Origin of the sequence: Shewanella marisflavi (genome assembly GCF_002215585.1) — a bacterium.
GTDB classification, from domain to species: domain Bacteria; phylum Pseudomonadota; class Gammaproteobacteria; order Enterobacterales; family Shewanellaceae; genus Shewanella; species Shewanella marisflavi.
The window spans coordinates 2,842,348-2,860,095 of sequence record NZ_CP022272.1; the positions used below are offsets into that span (position 1 = coordinate 2,842,348).

Below are 17,748 nucleotides of genomic sequence, written 5' to 3' on the forward strand. Positions count from 1 at the left end.
GCCATCAGGTTATTGTTTTAGTTATCTTCGCGAGTCGTGACTCGAATGCCGCCATGGGGCAGACTTATTACTTTAACACCATCTTTATTTTCTGACAGCTTAACCGCTTGAGGCGGCGTTTGACTATCCTGATCGCCGTTATTTGCGGCGCTCACCACCTTTTGTGGCGCTTTTATTTCATTGCTCGCTTGCTCAGCATCTGCCATAGGGAGCAGTGGCGACAGATTGGGCTGAACCTCGGTCGCCGTCAGCGCAATCGCTTCTGGCACTTCAGCCTCCTCAGGTCCTATCTGTACCCTCACCTCTGCTCCAGGCTCTGCCTGTTTAAGCAAAGATTGGGTAAACTCAGGGTTAGACTCCATCCAGTCAGCGAGTGCCTGTGCCTGCTCGTCGGGTACCATTAGCAGAACCTGACTCTTTTCCAGCTCGGCTATCTTCTCTTCGAGCAGCGCGTTTTTGTGGCGTAACTCCAGATAAAGCAAGCCAGTAGTAAAACTACAAACCAACAACAAGAAAAACAGCAGCAAGACTATGCTACTGACGCCCTGTCGTTGCTTAGCCACGGCCACTCTCACGTAAGATAGACTCGGCCATGTCATCAAGCGCGATCGACTGGCTGGCTATTCCAGCGGCCGTCACCGCCTGAGGCATACCATAAACCACGCAGCTGGCTTCATCTTGTGCCCAAATGGTTGCGCCAACATTTTTCAGCATACGCGCCCCTTCACGACCGTCCGCACCCATACCGGTTAAGACCACGGCAAGCGTCTCGCCGCCACTCAATTTAGACGCAGATGCAAAGGTGATATCAACGCAGGGCTTATAATTCATATCGGCACTGCCCGCCACTATCTTAATGCGCCCGTAGGTTCCGCCGCGCTCAAGCATCATCTGCATGCCACCCGGAGCCAGATAGGCACAACCTGCCCTGAGTTGGTCGCCATTTTGCGCCTCTTTAACCTCTATGGCACACAAGCCATTTAAACGAGTGGCAAAGGCAGGCGTAAAGGCTGCCGGCATATGTTGAATGAGCAGAATAGGATGAGGGTAATTTGCAGGAAACTTGGTCAATATGCGCTGCAAGGCAACCGGTCCGCCAGTAGAGGTACCAATGACGAGCATTTTATACTTCTTACCGCTGGCTCTGGTTACCGGCGCGCTCGTACGCGGTGCTGGCCGCTGGGGCTGAGCCAACTCTCTAGACGGTGCAGTGGTAGCTTTAGGCTGGGGCGTTCTCGGCAAAATGGGCCTGAACAAACGACGGCGACCCAATGCCTTAATGCGCTGCTGCAGCAGCGATATCGCCTCATCCTTATTCGTAGCAATATCTTCGAAACGCTTAGGGAGGAAATCCAGTGCTCCGGCTTCCAGAGCATCCAGTGTCGCTTGCGCCCCGTCGTGGGTCAGCGATGAAAACATCAAGATGGGAGTTGGACATTTTGCCATGATCTCACGTACGGCGCTGATACCGTCCATCACAGGCATCTCGATGTCCATGGTGATCACTTGTGGTTTCAGTTGCTGCGCCAACTTGACCGCTTCGGCGCCATTAGAGGCTGTACCAATGACTTCAAGATCCGCATCCTTAGTGACTATTTCACTGACTCTGCGACGAAAAAAGCTTGAATCATCGACAACTAATACTTTTATGGCCATTCAAATTCCTATGAAGAGCAGGACCTTTGCCGAAACAAAGCGTGACGCCATATGGCATCACGCTGCTCCTATACGTCACTGTATCACTAACTGTTATTTTTTGTTTTTGGCGTAATGCTTTAATAATCCAGGCACGTCTAAAATCAGTGCAATGCCACCGTCCGAGGTAATGGTGGCGCCCGCCATACCGGGAGTTCCGTGTAACAAGGTTCCCAGCGGCTTAATGACCACCTCTTCCTGACCAATCAGAGCATCGACCACAAAACCGATCTGCATGGTACCTAACTGAACAATCACCACGTGACCATGTTGCTTGTCACCATGCTTAAAGGTCACCGCCTTACGGCTTAGCCAATGCTCTAGATAGAAGAGCGGCACGGCCTTATCTCTAACGATCACAGTTAATTGACCATCGACGATATTGGTCTTGGTAAGATCCAGGTGGAAGATTTCGCTAACACTGGATAACGGCAGGGCAAACACTTGCTGCGCCACTTCCACCATCAGGGTCGGCATAATCGCCAACGTGAGCGGCACCTTAATCTCAAGGCAAGTCCCCTTACCTTTCATGGAGTCAATATGCACAGTACCGTTTAGCTGGGTAATGCGTGTCTTGACCACATCCATACCTACGCCACGGCCCGAGATATCAGAGATCTCAACCTTAGTGGAAAAACCTGGCGCAAAGATAAGATTGTAGGCTTCTGCATCAGACATGCGCGCAGCAGCGTCTTCATCTAAAACACCGCGGCTAATGGCTATCTGCTTAAGCTTTTCAGGGTCCATCCCTGCGCCATCATCCTCGATCTTAAGCAGGATATGATCGCCTTCCTGACTCGCCGACAGTGTAATGGTACCGGTACGGGATTTACCGTTGGCCTCACGCTCGTCAGGCATCTCGATACCATGATCCACCGAGTTACGCACCAAGTGCACTAACGGGTCGGCAAGCGCTTCAACCAAATTCTTATCAAGATCAGTATCTTCGCCTATCATGCGAAGATCGATCTCTTTATTCAGACTACGGGCTAAATCGCGTACCACTCGAGGGAAGCGGCCAAACACTTTCTTGATTGGCTGCATACGGGTCTTCATCACCGCACCTTGAAGATCCGCCGTCACCAAATCGAGGTTAGCTAGCGCTTTAGACATATCCTCGTCATCACGGGAGATCCCTAAGCTAAGCAGGCGATTACGCACCAATACCAGCTCGCCCACCATATTCATGATCTGATCGAGTCTTGCCGTATCAACACGCACTGTGGTTTCAGCTTGTGGCATGTTGGCAGCAGGGGCTTTAGCAGCCACTTTCTCTTTCACCACAGGTTTAGCTGCTGGCGCCTCGACAGGCTGAGCTTTAGGCACACTTGGAGCAGGAGCACTGGCTTTGGCTGGGGACGCTTGAGGGGCTTTCGTCGCAGGAGCAGTTACCGCTTTACTGTTTTCCTTACCAGGGCCCGCGCCGCTACCATGTAATTCATCTAACAGTTTTTCAAATTCATCGTCGGTGATCTCATCTGCGTCAACCGGCGGTGCGCTTGGCTCTGGCACCTTGGCAATGGGGGCCGATGGTGCCTTAAATTTCCCAGACCCATGAAGTTCATCGAGTAGTGATTCAAACTCATCGTCAGTGATGTCATCGCTGTCGCTAGCCGCTGCTGGCGCGCTCTCACCATTTGATGCCGTTGACGGCCCCTTACCGCTGCCATGCAGAGCATCTAAAAGGGCTTCGAATTCAGATTCGTCAATCTCATCGATATCGCCTTCACCGGCGATGGAAGTCACAGGGGTATCGCTAACTGGCTCGTCAAAGAGTTCGACGCCGTCATCGGCGGGTTGGTCAAACAGTTCAACACCGTCATCGCCAGGCAGGCCAAACAGTTCAATGCCATCGTCAACAGGTGCATCAGCGACAGGAGTACTGTCACTACTGGCCTGCGACGCAGCACCGCCCTGCTCTGAAGGCAATAATTCACCTGAACTTAATAACTTTAAGTTAGCCAACAAGACGTCATCGGCAGGGCTCTGCTCAACACCCGCTTGGGTTTCGGCAAACATTGAGTTGATGGAGTCTACCGCCTGAAGAATGATATCCATCAGCTCGGCAGAAACACTGCGCTTACCCGTGCGCAGCAGATCGAAGGTATTTTCTGCTTCATGGCAGACGTCTACCATGGGCGTCAAACTAAGGAAGCCTGCCCCGCCCTTTACGGTATGGAATCCGCGGAAAATGGCATTGAGTAGTTCGGTATCGTCAGGATTATTTTCTAACGCCACCAACTGTTCAGAGAGAAGCTCAAGAATCTCACCCGCTTCAATCAAAAAGTCCTGCAGTATCTCTTCATCAACATCAAAGGACATTCATATGACTCCTACTTAGAAACCCAGACTCGAAAGCAAGTCATCGACTTCATCTTGCCCTGTCACGACATCATCACGCTGATCAGCGTTCATAATAGGACCTTCTGCTTCGACACACTTCTCTGACGCACGAGGCTTGTCCGTTGCTGGCTGTTCGCCAAACACGGTTAACATAGAGACCAAGTTGCTCTCTACCTCTCGCACCAACTCAATGACCCGACGGATCATCTGTCCGGTCAGATCTTGGAAATCTTGGGCAAGCAGGATGTTATTGAGTAACTCTTTTAACCGATTAGAATCCGATTCGCTTCGCTCGATAAACTGCTGAACATCGTGACAAAGCGCCTTAAATTCATGCAGCTCAATATCACGTCTCATCAAGCGATCCCATGAGGGTTTCACCGACTGAACATTCATGGTGAGGGCATCTGCAAGGGGCAGAGACTCTTCAACGGCGTCCATGGTTTTGTTAGCGGCCTGCTCTGTCATATCAATGACATAATTGAGGCGCTCTTTTGCATCGGGGATTTCACTGTTCGCCAACTCAATGAGACGACCATCCACTTGAAAGTCCACAATGGCACTGTGAAGCTGACGGGTAAGACGACCTACCTCATCAAACAGCTCTTTCTGAATCGGGCTGGCGATATCACGTATGAGTTCGTCGGCCTGCTCTTGTTGACCAGCTTCTAGCAAGTCCACAAGCTCCTTAGCCTGTGCTAGATTGATCAGCCCTGAAGTATCTGCCTGCATAGCCCAACCTTGATTAACCGAGTCGTTCGAAAATTTTGTCTAACTTCTCTTTCAATGTCGCCGCAGTAAAAGGTTTAACTACATAGCCATTCACACCAGCCTGAGCCGCCGCAATGATCTGTTCCCTTTTTGCTTCCGCAGTGACCATTAACACTGGAATGTGTTTCAGGTCGTCATCGGCACGGATAGCCTTTAACAGGTCGATCCCCTGCATACCTGGCATGTTCCAATCGGTTACGACAAAGTCAAAATCACCCTTTTGCAACATAGGCAGGGCTGTCGAACCGTCATCTGCTTCCTGAGTGTTATTAAAACCCAAGTCTCTCAACAAGTTCTTGATGATGCGTCTCATTGTTGAGAAGTCGTCAACAACGAGAATCTTCATATTCTTGTCCAAGGTTTCCTCCGCGGAGCTGTTTTTATATTGCTCATGTAATCGTTATATTTTGGTCCAATGCTTGAGTTTCGCTTTAAGTCTGAGCATCGCCTGGCTATGAATCTGGCTAACTCTGGATTCGCTGACATCAAGTACGGCACCGATCTCTTTTAAATTTAATGCTTCGTCATAATATAACGACAAAACTAATCCATCTCTTTCTGGCAGTAACTTAATCGCCTCCACAAGGGCCTCATGAAACTGTGTCTCTGCCAGTGCTTCAAAAGCATCATCTTGATGATCGTCTTCGTCTCTTACTACATCGACCGATACACCAAGATCTTCAATTCCAACTACTTTCCCGACAGAAACATCATTAAGAATATGATGGTACTCATCGAGCGTCATATCAAGTCGATCTGCAATTTCATTGTCTTTTGCATCTCGCCCAAGCTCTTGTTCTAGCTCATCTATCACCTGGGCAACACGTCTCTGATTACGATGTACTGACCTGGGCACCCAGTCACCACGACGAATCTCATCCAACATGGAGCCACGGATACGAATACCAGCAAAGGTTTCAAACTTGGCGCCCTTGCTGCCGTCGAACTTGGTTGAGGCCTCAAGCAGGCCCATCATACCTGCTTGTATAAGATCATCCAATTGCACCGAAGCGGGCAGACGAGCAAGTAAATGGTGAGCAATCCTTTTAACCAACGGTGCATACTGTTCGACAATAGAAGCTTTGTTATCTAAACAAGTATACGCAGCGGCTTTACTCACTCGTACGATCCTCTTGATATTCAGGGCGTTGAACTAATCTTTCCACAAAGAACTCTAGGTGTCCGCCGGGCTGTTGCGGCACTGGCCAGCTAATAATCTTGTTAGCTAAACCATGGTAAGCAATTGATGCCGGCGACTTAGGAAATGCCTCGACAATCAATTTTTGTTTACGAACTGATTTGCGAAGGTTTTCATCGAAGGGGATTGTCGCAACCAGCTCCAACGCCACGTCGAGAAAACGGTCGGTTACTTTGCTAAGTTTAGCAAATAACTCCATTCCTTCTCGTAAACTTCTGACCATATTGGCCACAATCTTAAATCTGAATACACCATGCTCTCGGCTAAGAATCTTAATTAAAGCATAGGCATCGGTAATTGAGGTAGGCTCATCACACACAACCACCAGGACATCTTGTGAGGCGCGAGAAAAGCTTAGCACCATATCTGAGATCCCGGCAGCCGTATCGACGACAAGAATATCAAACTGGGTTCTCATCTCACTAAAGGCACGAATAAGACCCGCGTGCTGCGCTGGTGTCAGCTCGACCATAGCCTGAGTGCCTGAGGTGGCAGGAATAATACCAATTCCCTTAGGACCACGAACGATAATATCGTCAAGGTCTGCATCGCCCGATAATACGTGGGAGAGATTGCGTTCAGCTCTGAGCCCCAACATGACGTCGACGTTCGCTAAACCTAGGTCAGCATCAAGTACAAGCACGCGCTTGCCCTTCTCAGCCAGGGAGACCGCGGTATTGATCGAAACGCTGGTTTTACCCACGCCACCTTTACCACCGGTTACGGCAATTACTTTTACTTTTTCGTTATATGGTTGATTCATCATACGTAAACCGCTTGCTTGATCCCGACTCATTATATTACTCAAATGCGTAGGCCCGTTCATATGACCTTTCGTTATTCTGTATTGGTTGCACTTTCTTTTCGAGTACCGACAACGCCTTGTTGGCCAGGGCTAAGGTGTCGGCGACTTGCATATCTTCTGGAACTCTTTGTCCATCAGTGACATAACTCAATGGTAACCCACTTTGAATCAAAACACTTAATGCCGGAGCCAAGGCCACTGATTCGTCTAATTTGGTCAAAATCGCGCCGGACAATGGGATCCGAGTAAACTGCGCGACGGCATCTTCAAGCACTCTTCTTTGACTTGTAGATGACAGTACCAGATAACTGCGAATAGGTAATCTGCTATTTGCAGTTAAATTATCAAGTTGTTGGAACAATCTCACATCTCTTTGTCCCATTCCCGCCGTATCTATCAATACTAGCTTGCGATTGCGAAACTGATAAAGAATTTGTTCCAACTCATTGAGATCATGTGCTTGCTTGACCGGGCACCCCATTATTTTGCCATAGGTTGCCAGCTGCTCATAGGCTCCAATGCGATAATGATCCGTTGTTATTAACGCAACTTGATCTGAACCATGATGTGCAGCAAATCGAGCGGCTAATTTTGCAACACTTGTGGTCTTGCCCACACCTGTAGGACCCACAAACGCGACGACGCCTCCCTGACGAACAATGTCATCTCCTTGGTTATCCAGCAGATTAGCCAGACTACGCGGCAGCGCTTTCACCAAATCAGCAGGGGTGTAATGTTCGCTCAAGGCCGATAACTTAGCGGCGACCTCTGGACTAAACTCAGCATCAAGCAGGCGACTCTCTAACATGGCACCCACAGGGTCCAAACGTCTCTTCTGCTCAGAGAGCAAAGAGGTGACTTGATCGGTTAATAGGTTGCGCAAAGATGCCAGCTCTTCGCGCATAGATTCAATCTCACCACTGGCGACACTATGCTTATCACGCTTAGGTCGGCTTTGGGTTTCAACCTGAGAGGGAGCGGTAGCCTCTGCTTTTGGCGCCTTCAAACCTTGTGCCCATGCAGGCATCTCGAGCTCGTCGCTTGACTGATTCAATTGCTGACTGACACGATTTTGTTGACGCTCTAATAAAGCTTGCAGCGAATCTGCCACCGGCGCAGGTTGTTTTTTTGACTCCGCCTTAATGGGCTGACGACCAATAGAAACCTTCTCTTCAGCCAGGTCGAGAAAACTGGGGGGAATAGCGCTGGCTTCACTTGCCAAGGACACACTAGGCTTAGTCACACTAGCCTTCTTAGGCTCGTCATAATCGACCGCCGCCACAATTTCGATGCCACCAGTGACCTTCTTGTTAGACATGATCACCGCATCTGAGCCTAATGTTTCTTTAACCTGGGCCAATGCAGAGCGCATATCTTTTGCCAAAAAACGTTTAATTTTCACTTAAATACCCTCTACTGGCCGACCGCTGATACGATACGAATTTGTTTCTCATCGGGTACCTCTTGATAAGAGATCACCCTTAAGTTTGGAATCGTATGTTTAACAAAACGCGACAGCGTCGAACGTAACATACCCGAAGTCAGTAAGATGGCTGGCTGACCCACCATCTCCTGACGCTGGGATGCGTCAAGTAACGACTTTTGCATCCTCTCGGCAAGGCTAGGTTCGATATTCGGCCCCTCGCCTCCCGTTGCCTGCATAGACTGATGCAACATCTGTTCCAATTCCGGCGCCAAAGTTATGACGGGGATTTCCGGTTCTGGCCCGCTTATTTCTTGTACAATCATGCGTTTAAGCGCGATGCGCACTGCCGCTGTCAACACCTCGGTATCATTGCTCTTAGGCCCGTACTCAAGCAAAGTCTGAACTATGGTCTTAAGATCGCGTATCGACACGCCTTCATTGAGCAGGTTCTGCATTACCTTCACCACAGTACCCAGCGGCAAGACATCGGGAATAAAGCCACTGACCAGCTTAGGCGAGTGCTTGGCAAGCATATCCATCAGCTGTTGTACCTCTTCGTAACCCAGCAGCTTAGAGGCGTTATTGGTTAGCAGCTGACTCAGGTGAGTGGCCACTACGGTCGCGGCATCTACCACGGTATAACCTAAGGTTTGAGCATGCTCTCTCAGTTCAGGGGCGATCCATACAGCCTCTAACCCGAAAGCGGGATCTGTTGTCTCTACACCATCGAGCTTGCCGTAGACCTGACCAGGGTTAATCGCCAGTTCACAGTCATGACGGATCTCTGCTTCACCCGAGGCCACTCCCATCAAAGAGATGCGATAGGTGTTTGGCGCCAAATCTAAATTGTCGCGAATATGCACCGCCGGTACCAAAAAGCCCAGTTCTTGTGACAGTTTTTTGCGTACGCCCTTGATACGTCCAAGCAGTTCACCACCCTGACCCTTATCGACCAAGGGGATCAGACGGTAACCCACTTCCAGACCAATGGTATCAACCTGCTGCACATCGTCCCAGCTAAGCTCTTTGGGCTTAGCATCACCCGGCGTTGCTGGTGAGGTCTTAGCAATCTCCAGGGCGCGTTGTCTATCGAGATCTTTTTTACGATGCAGAAAATAGGCGCCTGCCGCAGTGATCAAGCCAAAACTGAGAAAAGCAAAATGGGGCATGCCGGGCACTATACCCATTATCAATAGCACGCCAGAAGCAATGATCAGCGACTTAGGATTATCGAACATCTGGCTCATCACCATCTGTCCCATATCCCCAGATTCATTTTGGCGTGTCACCATAAGGGCCGCCGCGATCGACAACAAGAGGCCTGGGATCTGCGCCACCAAGCCATCACCTATGGTTAGCAGGGTGTAAATCTCAACTGCCGAGGAGAAATCCAGCCCATGCTGGACCATACCGATAACGAAACCACCTAAGATATTGATCACTAAGATCATGATGCCCGCGATAGCATCGCCTTTCACAAACTTAGAGGCACCATCCATCGCGCCATAGAAGTCGGCTTCTTTGGTCACTTCGGCGCGGCGAATACGCGCCTGATCTTGATTAAGCACGCCAGCATTAAGGTCAGCATCGATCGCCATCTGCTTACCCGGCATAGCATCCAAGGTAAAACGAGCGCTCACTTCTGAGATTCGTCCGGCGCCCTTAGTGACCACGGCAAAGTTAATGATGATGAGGATCAAGAACACCACCAAACCCACGGCATAGTTACCGCCAATAACCACTGAACCAAAGGCCTCAATCACCTTACCGGCGGCGTCGCCACCATTATGACCTTCGAGCAAAACGATACGGGTTGAGGCAACGTTGAGCGCCAAGCGCAGCAAGGTCGCTACCAAAAGTACGGTCGGGAATGCGGCAAAATCTAATGGACGGTCGGTGTAAATGGCCACCAATAGCACCACTAAGGCCAAGGCAATATTAAAAGAGAACAGAATATCCAGCAGGAAAGCTGGCATAGGCAAAACAATCATCGCCAATGCAGCCAGCACCAGTATAGGAGTACCTATACCTTTGAAGTTGGCAGGTTTTACCTGTTTAATCTGACCGAGCGTTGCTTTCAAATCCATCAATCTAGCGCCTGAACTTTGACATCTAGTGATGGTTCAGCAAAAAATACGCCAACTTAAGGGGTGAATAAACAAGGCAACAACAATCGCTTAAAGATTAAACACAGGTCGCCATAAAATGATGTTCAACCAAGAAAGCTGCCCATTAATACTTGAGGTCGTTTGGGATTGGCTGATTAAGCGGGATAGGCGTCGGACGTTTGCCGCCCTTTTGTTGGTACTGTCTTAGCTGGAATACATAGGCCAGCACCTGAGCCACGGCGGTAAATAGGCCCTCGGGGATCTCCTGATCTATCTTGGTAGTATGATAGATAGCCCTGGCAAGCGGCGGCGCCGACACAATCGCCACATCATGCTCACGTGCTATCTCTCTGATTCTAAAGGCCACATCATCGACCCCTTTCGCCAGCACATAGGGCGCAGCCGCTTTGGTGACGTCATACTTAACCGCCACCGCATAGTGCTCTGGATTCACGATAATCACATCGGCATTGGGCACCTCTGCCATCATGCGACGCTGAGCCATCTCACGCTGCATCTGCCGTACCCGGCCTTTCATCTCGGGCTGCCCCTCGGTATCTTTATATTCATCCTTGATCTCTTGCTTGGTCATTTTCAGCTGCTTGTTGTGATTCCAGATCTGAAACGGCACATCAATTACCACTATGATGACCGTTGAAGAGCAGAGGATAATAAACATCCACACCAACAGATCTAACGCGTTATAGACATTCCCAGGCAGATGCCCCTGGGAGAGCGTAAGAATATCGACAAAATAATAACTCAGCAGCAGATAAGCCATGATGGCGACAACAGAAAACTTGGCGATCCCCTTAGTCAACTCCACTAAGGCCTGCACGCCAAACATCCGCTTAAAGCCACTGACAGGGTTCATCTTGCTGCCCTTGGGCATAAAGGCCTTAACCGAGAAGGTGATCCCCCCCAGCACCACATTCCCCAAAAAGGCAACAAAAGCCAGAAACAACACAAAACTGGCCATGGGGATCGTCAGTTCACTGAGCACCATCTGCCAGATGTTTAACATGCTATTGGTGTCGAAGATCTCGCTTCTGTCCATGGTAAACAGGTTACTCATCACAACCATCAGCGACTGACCCAAACTGGGCCCTACGATAGCGAAGCCTACAGCCGCCGACATCAATACGGCAGAGGTTCCTAACTCTTTAGAACGGGCGACCTGACCTTTTTCTCGCGCTTGTTCGCGTCGCCTGGGGGTCGCCTCTTCGGTCTTCTCCTGACTGGTATCATTATCTGCCATCAGAAGCTCCCGTCTGTACTACATTGCAGCTGCACCAGATCGCATAGCAACAACTGAGCCGAACGCCAAACCTCATCGAAATGAGCCATAATAGGCGTGAGCGTTAACCAGAGAATAATCAAGCCACTAACCATGGTCACAGGGAAGCCAATGGCGAAGATGTTTAGCTGGGGCGATGCTCGCGTCATCACACCAAAAGAGAGGTTAATCAATAATAAAGCAACGATGGCGGAGATAGACATAGTCAATGCCGCGCCAAACATATAGGCGCCCCACTCCGCCAAACGGCGATAACTGGCAATGCTGATCCCCTGTTGAGACACTGGAATGGTGTCAAAGCTGGCTACTAGCATCCGGATAAGCACCAGATGCCCATCGACTGCCAGAAAAATCATGGTGGTCAGCAATAGGAAAAAGTTACCAATCACCGGAGTTTGTTGCCCAGAGCCTGGGTCGACCATGGAAGCGAAACCTAAGCTGGTCTGCATACCTATGATCTGACCGGTCAAGACGAACGTCTGCATGATAAGTAGAGTCACAAACCCCATGGCGACACCGATCAAGATTTGCTGCGCGGTCACAAAAACTGCGCCCAAGGAAAACAGCTCTATCTCGGTATTAACGGGTAACACAGGCGCTATGGCGAAGGTGATCGCCACAGACAACAGTAAACGCACTCGGGTCGGTGTGGTGTTAGCGCCAAACACCGCCATCACCATCAACATGCTAGACACCCTAAACAAGGGCCACATATAGGCTGACAGCGTCTGCATTATGGTCGACAGCAAGATCTCCATCTCAGTGAGACTCGCAGCTCAGCAACACCTGGCTATTCATGGCTAGCCCACCACCAGAGGGATCTGGTTGACCATCTCTAGGAAAAACTCCATCATGGTCTGTACTAGCAGGTGGCCTAAGAACATCAGGGCAAAGAGTGTCGTCAGCAGACGCGGCAAGAAGCTCAAGGTCTGCTCGTTAATAGAGGTCGCCGCCTGAAACACTGCCACCACCAGACCAATCACCAGCCCAGGCACAATGATCATCGACACTATGGTCACGATAACCGAGAGTGCTTCACGAAAGATGTCGACTAGGGCTTCGGGTGACATAAGCGCTCCTAAATCCCAAAACTATTGGCTAGGGTGCCCATCACCAGGCTCCAACCATCCACCAGCACGAATAGCATGATCTTAAATGGCAATGAAACGATCATTGGCGACAGCATCATCATACCCATGGCCATTAAGATACTGGCCACCACTAAATCCAACACCAAAAAAGGCACAAACAGCATAAAGCCTATCTGAAAGGCGGTCTTAAGTTCGCTAGTGATAAAGGCTGGGATCAACACGCTCATCGGCGCCTCTTCCGGCGACTGAATATTCTGATAACCAGAGATCTCGACAAAGGTTTCCAGATCGGTCAGCCGCGTCTGCGCCAACATAAAAGCCCGCAGCGGCTCTTTGCCCTTGTCATAGGCCTGCTCTATGGTCATGCCGTCATCGATATAGGGTTTGACTGCCTGATCATAAATTTTGTCAAACACCGGCGCCATGATGAAGAAGGTCATAAACAGACTCATGCCGATCAACACCTGGTTTGACGGTGTCTGCTGCAAACCAATGGCTTGTCGCAAAATCGACAATACCACAATGATGCGGGTAAAAGAGGTCAGCATGATCACCATGGCAGGCAGGAAGCTTAGCGCCGTCATTAGCAGCAATATCTGCATAGTGACAGAATATTGAGTCGAGCCATCGGCGCCTGTAGTTACGGTTACCGCTGGGAGTATCCCGTCCTGCGCCAGCGCCAGTTGCGGCGCCATCACAGCCAGGAGTAGCAAGAATGAGGTCAAGATCCGTTTCATGTTTTTAATTAGGTTCATGACTGTGATGACTTTGCCTGGCGCAGACGGCTGGCAAAGGAGTCCTGTTCTATGGTGATTGGATTATCGAGCTTATCGATAAGTGAGACTTGCTGCGGCGTTACTCCCAACAGATATTGTTGACCGTCGACTTCGACCAACACCATCTTTTCCCTCTGCCCCAAAGGGGTAACGGCCAGGGTTTTCAACACCCCGTGTGAACTAGGAACCAACTTCAAGCGCTTCACCAGATAAGCGAGCAGAAAGATCAAGGCAATGACCAAGATCAATCCACCCAGCATATTGGTCATGGTGGTTAACGCCGGCTCTCGCTCTATGCTCGCCTGAGTAGTCGTCGCGGCGGCCGCAACGACCATCAAGGATGAGATCCCCATAGACCTTCCTTATTTGAGTTTCTTAATCCGCTCAGTTTGGCTGATAACGTCGGTCAGACGGATACCAAACTTATCGTTGACCACGACCACCTCACCGTGGGCGATCAGGGTACCATTGACCATCACATCTAACGGCTCACCGGCAACACGATCCAGCTCCACCACTGAGCCTTGGTTCAGTTGCAGCAGGTTACGGATATTAATAAAACTGCGACCCACTTCCATGGAGATGGTTACAGGAATATCCATGATAGTATCGAGTTTGGCCGCTTCCTCTTCGGTCAGCGGTTTGCCGCTATCGGCCAGCTCATCGAGTTCGACTGCCTGAGCCTCCTCCAGCGCCTGTTCGGCCATGGCTGCGGCCCAATCGTCACCTGTATCTTCTGTGCTCATTGATTTTTACCTTAAACGCTTTGGTTAAATATTGTTGAGATCCCGAGACTTACTCTTCTTAGTCACCAGTTGTAACTCTGTCTTTACCGTCTCAGGTCTTGGAATTTTCTCACGGATATTGAGTGCCAAATTCTCTCGTGAACGGCCAAGCTTACAGCGGTAGGTCGGCAAATCCTCTACCCGCAGCACGATATATTCGGGCATCTCCACCGGAATAATGTCACCCGCCTTAAAGTTCATCACCTCTTTTAACGAGATCTGTTTCTCAACTATGGTGGCGTCAAGCCCCACTTCGACATCCATGATCTCATCTTTAAGGGCCTGGGACCAACGCATGTCGGTATCTTGGGTATCACTTTGTACCCCGGCATCGAGCAGTTCACGAATTGGCTCTATCATGGAGTACGGCATGGTGATATGAAAATCGCCGCCACCACCATCGACCTCAATGTGGAACGAACTTACTACCACCACCTCTGTCGGACTCACTATGTTAGCCATGGCGGGGTTGACCTCAGAGTCTAGGTAATCAAACTCCACGTCCATCACTGGCGCCCAGGCTTCTTTATAATCTTCGAAGATAATCTTCAGCAGCAGCTGAACGATACGTCGCTCAGTCGGGGTAAACTCGCGTCCTTCAATCTTGGCATGAAAACGGCCATCGCCGCCGAAAAAGTTATCCACCAAGATAAACACCAAACGGGCTTCCATGGTGATAAGTGCCGTGCCTTTTAAGGGACTAAAACGCACCATGTTTAGGCTGGTCGGCACAAACAGCGTATGCACATATTCGCCAAACTTGAGCATCTGCACGCCGTTAATCGACACCTCGGCAGCACGACGCATCATGTTAAACATGCTGATCCTCAGATGCCGCGCGAAGCGTTCGTTGACGATCTCCAGGGTCGGCATGCGCCCACGGACAATACGATCTTGTGACGAAAAGTCGTAAGAGCGGGCATCTAAAGCGGAATCGCTTATCTCTTCCTCTTCGACATCGTCGACACCATGAAGCAGCGCATCAATTTCGTCTTGGCTTAATAGATCACTCACAATATCGTCCTATCATACTTATTACCCTCGATGGCGCCGGCTTATTGCATTACAAAACCGGTAAAGAGCACCTTTTCAACCACTTTACGCCCGGTCACCGGCTGCAAGGTATTTTGTACATTCAGCAAAGCTAGTTGACGCAGCTCATCTTTACCCGCCAGGGAACTGAGTTTCTGCACGTCGGCACTACTAAAGGTAGTCAGCAGCGCATCTTCAATCAGCGGAATATGTTTCTTAATCAAAACATCGTCGTCCGAACCACGTACCATGAGCTGCACCTTGATCTCCACCAAACGCGAGCGATTCTGCCCCGGCAGATTAAACAAAAATGGTCTGGGCATCCCCACATAGAAGGCTTCGCGGTTATTGACCGGCTCACTCTGCTCGGTTTTCTCGCCTTCGGCGCCCACCTCTTCACTGGGCTCACTACCCGAAAACATAAACCAGGCACCAACAGCCAATAAGATCACCAACACTGCACCGATCGCGGCGAAGATAATGAGCTTTTTCTTGCTCTTGGGCTCTACATTTTCTTCAAGTTCTAACGATTCTTCTTCAGCCATCTCTTATCCCTATAACACGCTGCATCGTCATGATTTTTTAGCGCATATCAAACGATTGAGCAATCATCTCTGCCTATAGGTTACCTGCTTATGCATAATAATCTATACCCGAACGGTAACTTGTTGCGTTATTCGACGCTAGCAGGCTTTCTTCTGCCGAAATTTCATCCATATCAGATAAACCTTGGCCTGAAGCTTCCCCCTGCTCTGAACCATCACCTTGCTCTTGGCCACCTTGGGAGACATTACTATCGGTCAGTTGCATCCCTTGCTCGGCAAGCATCTCGCGTAAACGGGGAATAGCCTGTTCGACCAATTCCCGAGTCTGGGTCTGGGTCACATGAAATTGCACCTGAGTATGCTCACCCTGTACCTGCACCCTCACCATCATATGCCCAAGCTCTGGAGGATCGAGCCTGATCTCTGCCTGTTGCACCCCTTGACTCACCATGGCCACCAACTGCTGCCGCATCACAGGAGAGAACTTTTGAATCATCTCCTGCATCTGCGCGGCAGGCTCACCCTGGGGTTTGATGGATAGCTGGTACTGAGGCGTACTCTCGGCCCTGAGCCCTGTTAACGACTGAGCAGAAATGAGCCCTGATTTATCCAAACCAGAGATATCAGAGCCCTCACCCGCTTTAGGCGTCATACTCACCGCGAGATTGGCATCCTTTAGCGCATCGACTGCGGCCTTAACGCCGCGAGTCTGCATTGAAGTCGCCGCGATAAACTCAGTCTGACGACTCTGCTCTGCGCTTGGTTTCATCTCTGGCTTTGGATCAGCCAATATAGATTGCGCCTCTTTACCGGCGGCAAGACCTGCAGCAAAGGTTTTTTCCTGCCCTGCTAAGTCACCTTGTTGCGAACTCGGCGCGATGGAAACAGTACCAGATTGCACACTATTGGCTGCCAAATACTGTTTTGCTTGAGCAATCAGAGCTTTAATATCCTGCTGAGCGCTTGTCAGTGCATTATCATTCTGGCTAGCAGCGCTTTGGCCATTAGCGGCCTGTGAACCAAGACCTTCAATACCATGAATAATGGCTTGTAGCATCTGCGGCGGCAAGGCGATTAACTCCTCCTTGGTCAATCCGCTTTGCGCCATGATCTGATCGAGTGATGCCTCGGGCAACTGGGCGACTATGGCCTCGCTGCCTAATCCGGCCTCACTTCCAGACCCTTGGCCATTTGGTGTGATCACAGGTAAGATCTCTGGTGGTGTAACAATGGGAGGGACGAGCGCCACTATCTCTTTCAGCTCCCCCTCTTCCAGCTCTCCATCTCTCATCTCAAATTTATCTGCCTGCCCCTTTACTATGCTGGGCATCAGCTCATCGTCGCCAGCCATATCAGCTTCACTCTCATCCGGCGGCAAAATGGCGCCGCCAGCGGCAATCTCAGAGCCCGTTTCAGCATCAACGCCGAGCTTAGAGGCAAGGTCAATCTGCGCCAACACATTGGCGACATCACCACTTTCATTGGCCTTGTCCTGAGACTCATCCTGTACTTGGTCGGAACTCGAACCCTTGGCGCTATTGTCCGCACCTTGGCTCAGCTCAACCTGGGTATCCGTTCCCTTTTTGGCCTGACTATGCTCAACCTCTTTTGTACTGGCTTTCGCCAAAGCCTCTGAAAAATCGTTATTTTCTGACTTTGACTCACCTACCAAACTAACATCTGACGGGTTAGGCTTTACTCCACCTTTTTCTCTGCCTGACTCGGCATTAGAGAGGAGTATTTGGGTCATCTGTGGCATGCTTCCTCCAACACTCGTCGCGGGAGCCAACATTATGCGGCTACACCTAAGCGTCAATTATTCGCTGTCGCGATAAACTCATGATCAATTACAAAGCAATAAAAATGCCAAGTTAAG

General features: G+C 50.1%; 18 protein-coding genes. All 18 read right to left on the reverse strand.

Annotation, left to right across the window (positions count from 1 at the left end):
• Window positions 1–17: 17 nt before the first annotated feature.
• The 18 genes from CFF01_RS12565 to CFF01_RS12650 all read right to left on the reverse strand — a co-directional run bounded on the left by CFF01_RS12565 (window position 18) and on the right by CFF01_RS12650 (window position 17,631).
• The gene (locus CFF01_RS12565) at window positions 18–563 is read right to left on the reverse strand and encodes a membrane anchored protein in chemotaxis locus (RefSeq protein WP_088905025.1); all 546 of its coding nucleotides are present in this window, start codon (window positions 561–563) and stop codon (window positions 18–20) included.
• Complete coding sequence (locus tag CFF01_RS12570; protein WP_088905026.1) at window positions 556–1,656, reverse strand: protein-glutamate methylesterase/protein-glutamine glutaminase; 1,101 nt, start codon at window positions 1,654–1,656, stop codon at window positions 556–558. Before CFF01_RS12570 ends, CFF01_RS12565 begins: the two co-directional genes overlap by 8 nt.
• A gap of 93 nt (window positions 1,657–1,749) precedes the next feature.
• Window positions 1,750–4,017: a chemotaxis protein CheA gene (locus tag CFF01_RS12575; protein ID WP_088905027.1), complete on the reverse strand. Its 2,268-nt coding sequence runs from the start codon at window positions 4,015–4,017 to the stop codon at window positions 1,750–1,752.
• Between the two features lie 15 nt (window positions 4,018–4,032).
• Window positions 4,033–4,770 carry a protein phosphatase CheZ gene (locus CFF01_RS12580; RefSeq protein ID WP_033540674.1) on the reverse strand — a complete coding sequence of 246 codons (738 nt, stop codon included), beginning with the start codon at window positions 4,768–4,770 and terminating at the stop codon, window positions 4,033–4,035.
• Between the two features lie 13 nt (window positions 4,771–4,783).
• Window positions 4,784–5,167: a chemotaxis response regulator CheY gene (gene cheY, locus CFF01_RS12585; RefSeq protein ID WP_081953870.1), complete on the reverse strand. Its 384-nt coding sequence runs from the start codon at window positions 5,165–5,167 to the stop codon at window positions 4,784–4,786.
• 42 nt (window positions 5,168–5,209) lie between these two features.
• The gene (locus tag CFF01_RS12590; RefSeq protein WP_088905028.1) at window positions 5,210–5,929 is read right to left on the reverse strand and encodes an RNA polymerase sigma factor FliA; all 720 of its coding nucleotides are present in this window, start codon (window positions 5,927–5,929) and stop codon (window positions 5,210–5,212) included.
• On the reverse strand, window positions 5,922–6,803 hold the full coding sequence (locus tag CFF01_RS12595) for a MinD/ParA family protein (RefSeq protein ID WP_088905029.1): 882 nt from the start codon (window positions 6,801–6,803) through the stop codon (window positions 5,922–5,924). The genes CFF01_RS12590 and CFF01_RS12595 overlap by 8 nt, the downstream gene beginning before the upstream one ends.
• A gap of 4 nt (window positions 6,804–6,807) precedes the next feature.
• Window positions 6,808–8,214, reverse strand: coding sequence for a flagellar biosynthesis protein FlhF (flhF, locus tag CFF01_RS12600; RefSeq protein WP_033540678.1), 1,407 nt, complete (start codon window positions 8,212–8,214; stop codon window positions 6,808–6,810).
• An 11-nt stretch (window positions 8,215–8,225) separates the two neighbouring features.
• A complete protein-coding gene (gene flhA / locus CFF01_RS12605) occupies window positions 8,226–10,325 on the reverse strand; it encodes a flagellar biosynthesis protein FlhA (protein WP_088905030.1) in 2,100 nt (699 codons plus the stop codon).
• A 145-nt stretch (window positions 10,326–10,470) separates the two neighbouring features.
• Window positions 10,471–11,604: a flagellar biosynthesis protein FlhB gene (gene flhB / locus CFF01_RS12610; RefSeq protein ID WP_088905031.1), complete on the reverse strand. Its 1,134-nt coding sequence runs from the start codon at window positions 11,602–11,604 to the stop codon at window positions 10,471–10,473.
• On the reverse strand, window positions 11,604–12,401 hold the full coding sequence (fliR, locus tag CFF01_RS12615; protein WP_088905032.1) for a flagellar biosynthetic protein FliR: 798 nt from the start codon (window positions 12,399–12,401) through the stop codon (window positions 11,604–11,606). Before fliR ends, flhB begins: the two co-directional genes overlap by 1 nt.
• Window positions 12,402–12,443: 42 nt before the next feature.
• Window positions 12,444–12,713, reverse strand: a complete 270-nt coding sequence (gene fliQ / locus CFF01_RS12620; RefSeq protein ID WP_088905033.1) for a flagellar biosynthesis protein FliQ — start codon at window positions 12,711–12,713, stop codon at window positions 12,444–12,446.
• Window positions 12,714–12,721: 8 nt separating this feature from the next.
• On the reverse strand, window positions 12,722–13,429 hold the full coding sequence (gene fliP / locus CFF01_RS12625; RefSeq protein ID WP_232479565.1) for a flagellar type III secretion system pore protein FliP: 708 nt from the start codon (window positions 13,427–13,429) through the stop codon (window positions 12,722–12,724).
• A gap of 56 nt (window positions 13,430–13,485) precedes the next feature.
• Window positions 13,486–13,863, reverse strand: coding sequence for a flagellar biosynthetic protein FliO (gene fliO, locus CFF01_RS12630; RefSeq protein ID WP_033540683.1), 378 nt, complete (start codon window positions 13,861–13,863; stop codon window positions 13,486–13,488).
• 9 nt (window positions 13,864–13,872) lie between these two features.
• Window positions 13,873–14,256, reverse strand: a complete 384-nt coding sequence (fliN, locus tag CFF01_RS12635) for a flagellar motor switch protein FliN (RefSeq protein WP_033540684.1) — start codon at window positions 14,254–14,256, stop codon at window positions 13,873–13,875.
• 24 nt (window positions 14,257–14,280) lie between these two features.
• Complete coding sequence (gene fliM, locus CFF01_RS12640) at window positions 14,281–15,309, reverse strand: flagellar motor switch protein FliM (RefSeq protein ID WP_088905034.1); 1,029 nt, start codon at window positions 15,307–15,309, stop codon at window positions 14,281–14,283.
• A gap of 41 nt (window positions 15,310–15,350) precedes the next feature.
• Window positions 15,351–15,872 carry a flagellar basal body-associated protein FliL gene (fliL, locus tag CFF01_RS12645; RefSeq protein WP_088905035.1) on the reverse strand — a complete coding sequence of 174 codons (522 nt, stop codon included), beginning with the start codon at window positions 15,870–15,872 and terminating at the stop codon, window positions 15,351–15,353.
• Between the two features lie 88 nt (window positions 15,873–15,960).
• Complete coding sequence (locus CFF01_RS12650) at window positions 15,961–17,631, reverse strand: flagellar hook-length control protein FliK (RefSeq protein ID WP_232479437.1); 1,671 nt, start codon at window positions 17,629–17,631, stop codon at window positions 15,961–15,963.
• Between the last annotated feature and the right edge of the window lie 117 nt (window positions 17,632–17,748).

Excerpts from the sequence above, each read along its gene's own strand:
- CFF01_RS12570 (WP_088905026.1), bottom strand. The coding sequence starts at position 1,656 with ATGGCCATAAAAGTATTAGTTGTCGATGATTCAAGCTTTTTTCGTCGC.
- CFF01_RS12575 (WP_088905027.1), bottom strand. The coding sequence starts at position 4,017 with ATGTCCTTTGATGTTGATGAAGAGATACTGCAGGACTTTTTGATTGAA.
- CFF01_RS12580 (WP_033540674.1), bottom strand. The coding sequence starts at position 4,770 with ATGCAGGCAGATACTTCAGGGCTGATCAATCTAGCACAGGCTAAGGAG.
- CFF01_RS12595 (WP_088905029.1), bottom strand. The coding sequence starts at position 6,803 with ATGAGTCGGGATCAAGCAAGCGGTTTACGTATGATGAATCAACCATAT.
- flhA (WP_088905030.1), bottom strand. The coding sequence starts at position 10,325 with ATGGATTTGAAAGCAACGCTCGGTCAGATTAAACAGGTAAAACCTGCC.
- flhB (WP_088905031.1), bottom strand. The coding sequence starts at position 11,604 with ATGGCAGATAATGATACCAGTCAGGAGAAGACCGAAGAGGCGACCCCC.
- fliR (WP_088905032.1), bottom strand. The coding sequence starts at position 12,401 with ATGGAGATCTTGCTGTCGACCATAATGCAGACGCTGTCAGCCTATATG.
- fliQ (WP_088905033.1), bottom strand. The coding sequence starts at position 12,713 with ATGTCACCCGAAGCCCTAGTCGACATCTTTCGTGAAGCACTCTCGGTT.
- fliP (WP_232479565.1), bottom strand. The coding sequence starts at position 13,429 with ATGGCGCCGCAACTGGCGCTGGCGCAGGACGGGATACTCCCAGCGGTA.
- fliO (WP_033540683.1), bottom strand. The coding sequence starts at position 13,863 with ATGGGGATCTCATCCTTGATGGTCGTTGCGGCCGCCGCGACGACTACT.
- fliN (WP_033540684.1), bottom strand. The coding sequence starts at position 14,256 with ATGAGCACAGAAGATACAGGTGACGATTGGGCCGCAGCCATGGCCGAA.
- fliL (WP_088905035.1), bottom strand. The coding sequence starts at position 15,872 with ATGGCTGAAGAAGAATCGTTAGAACTTGAAGAAAATGTAGAGCCCAAG.
- CFF01_RS12650 (WP_232479437.1), bottom strand. The coding sequence starts at position 17,631 with ATGCCACAGATGACCCAAATACTCCTCTCTAATGCCGAGTCAGGCAGA.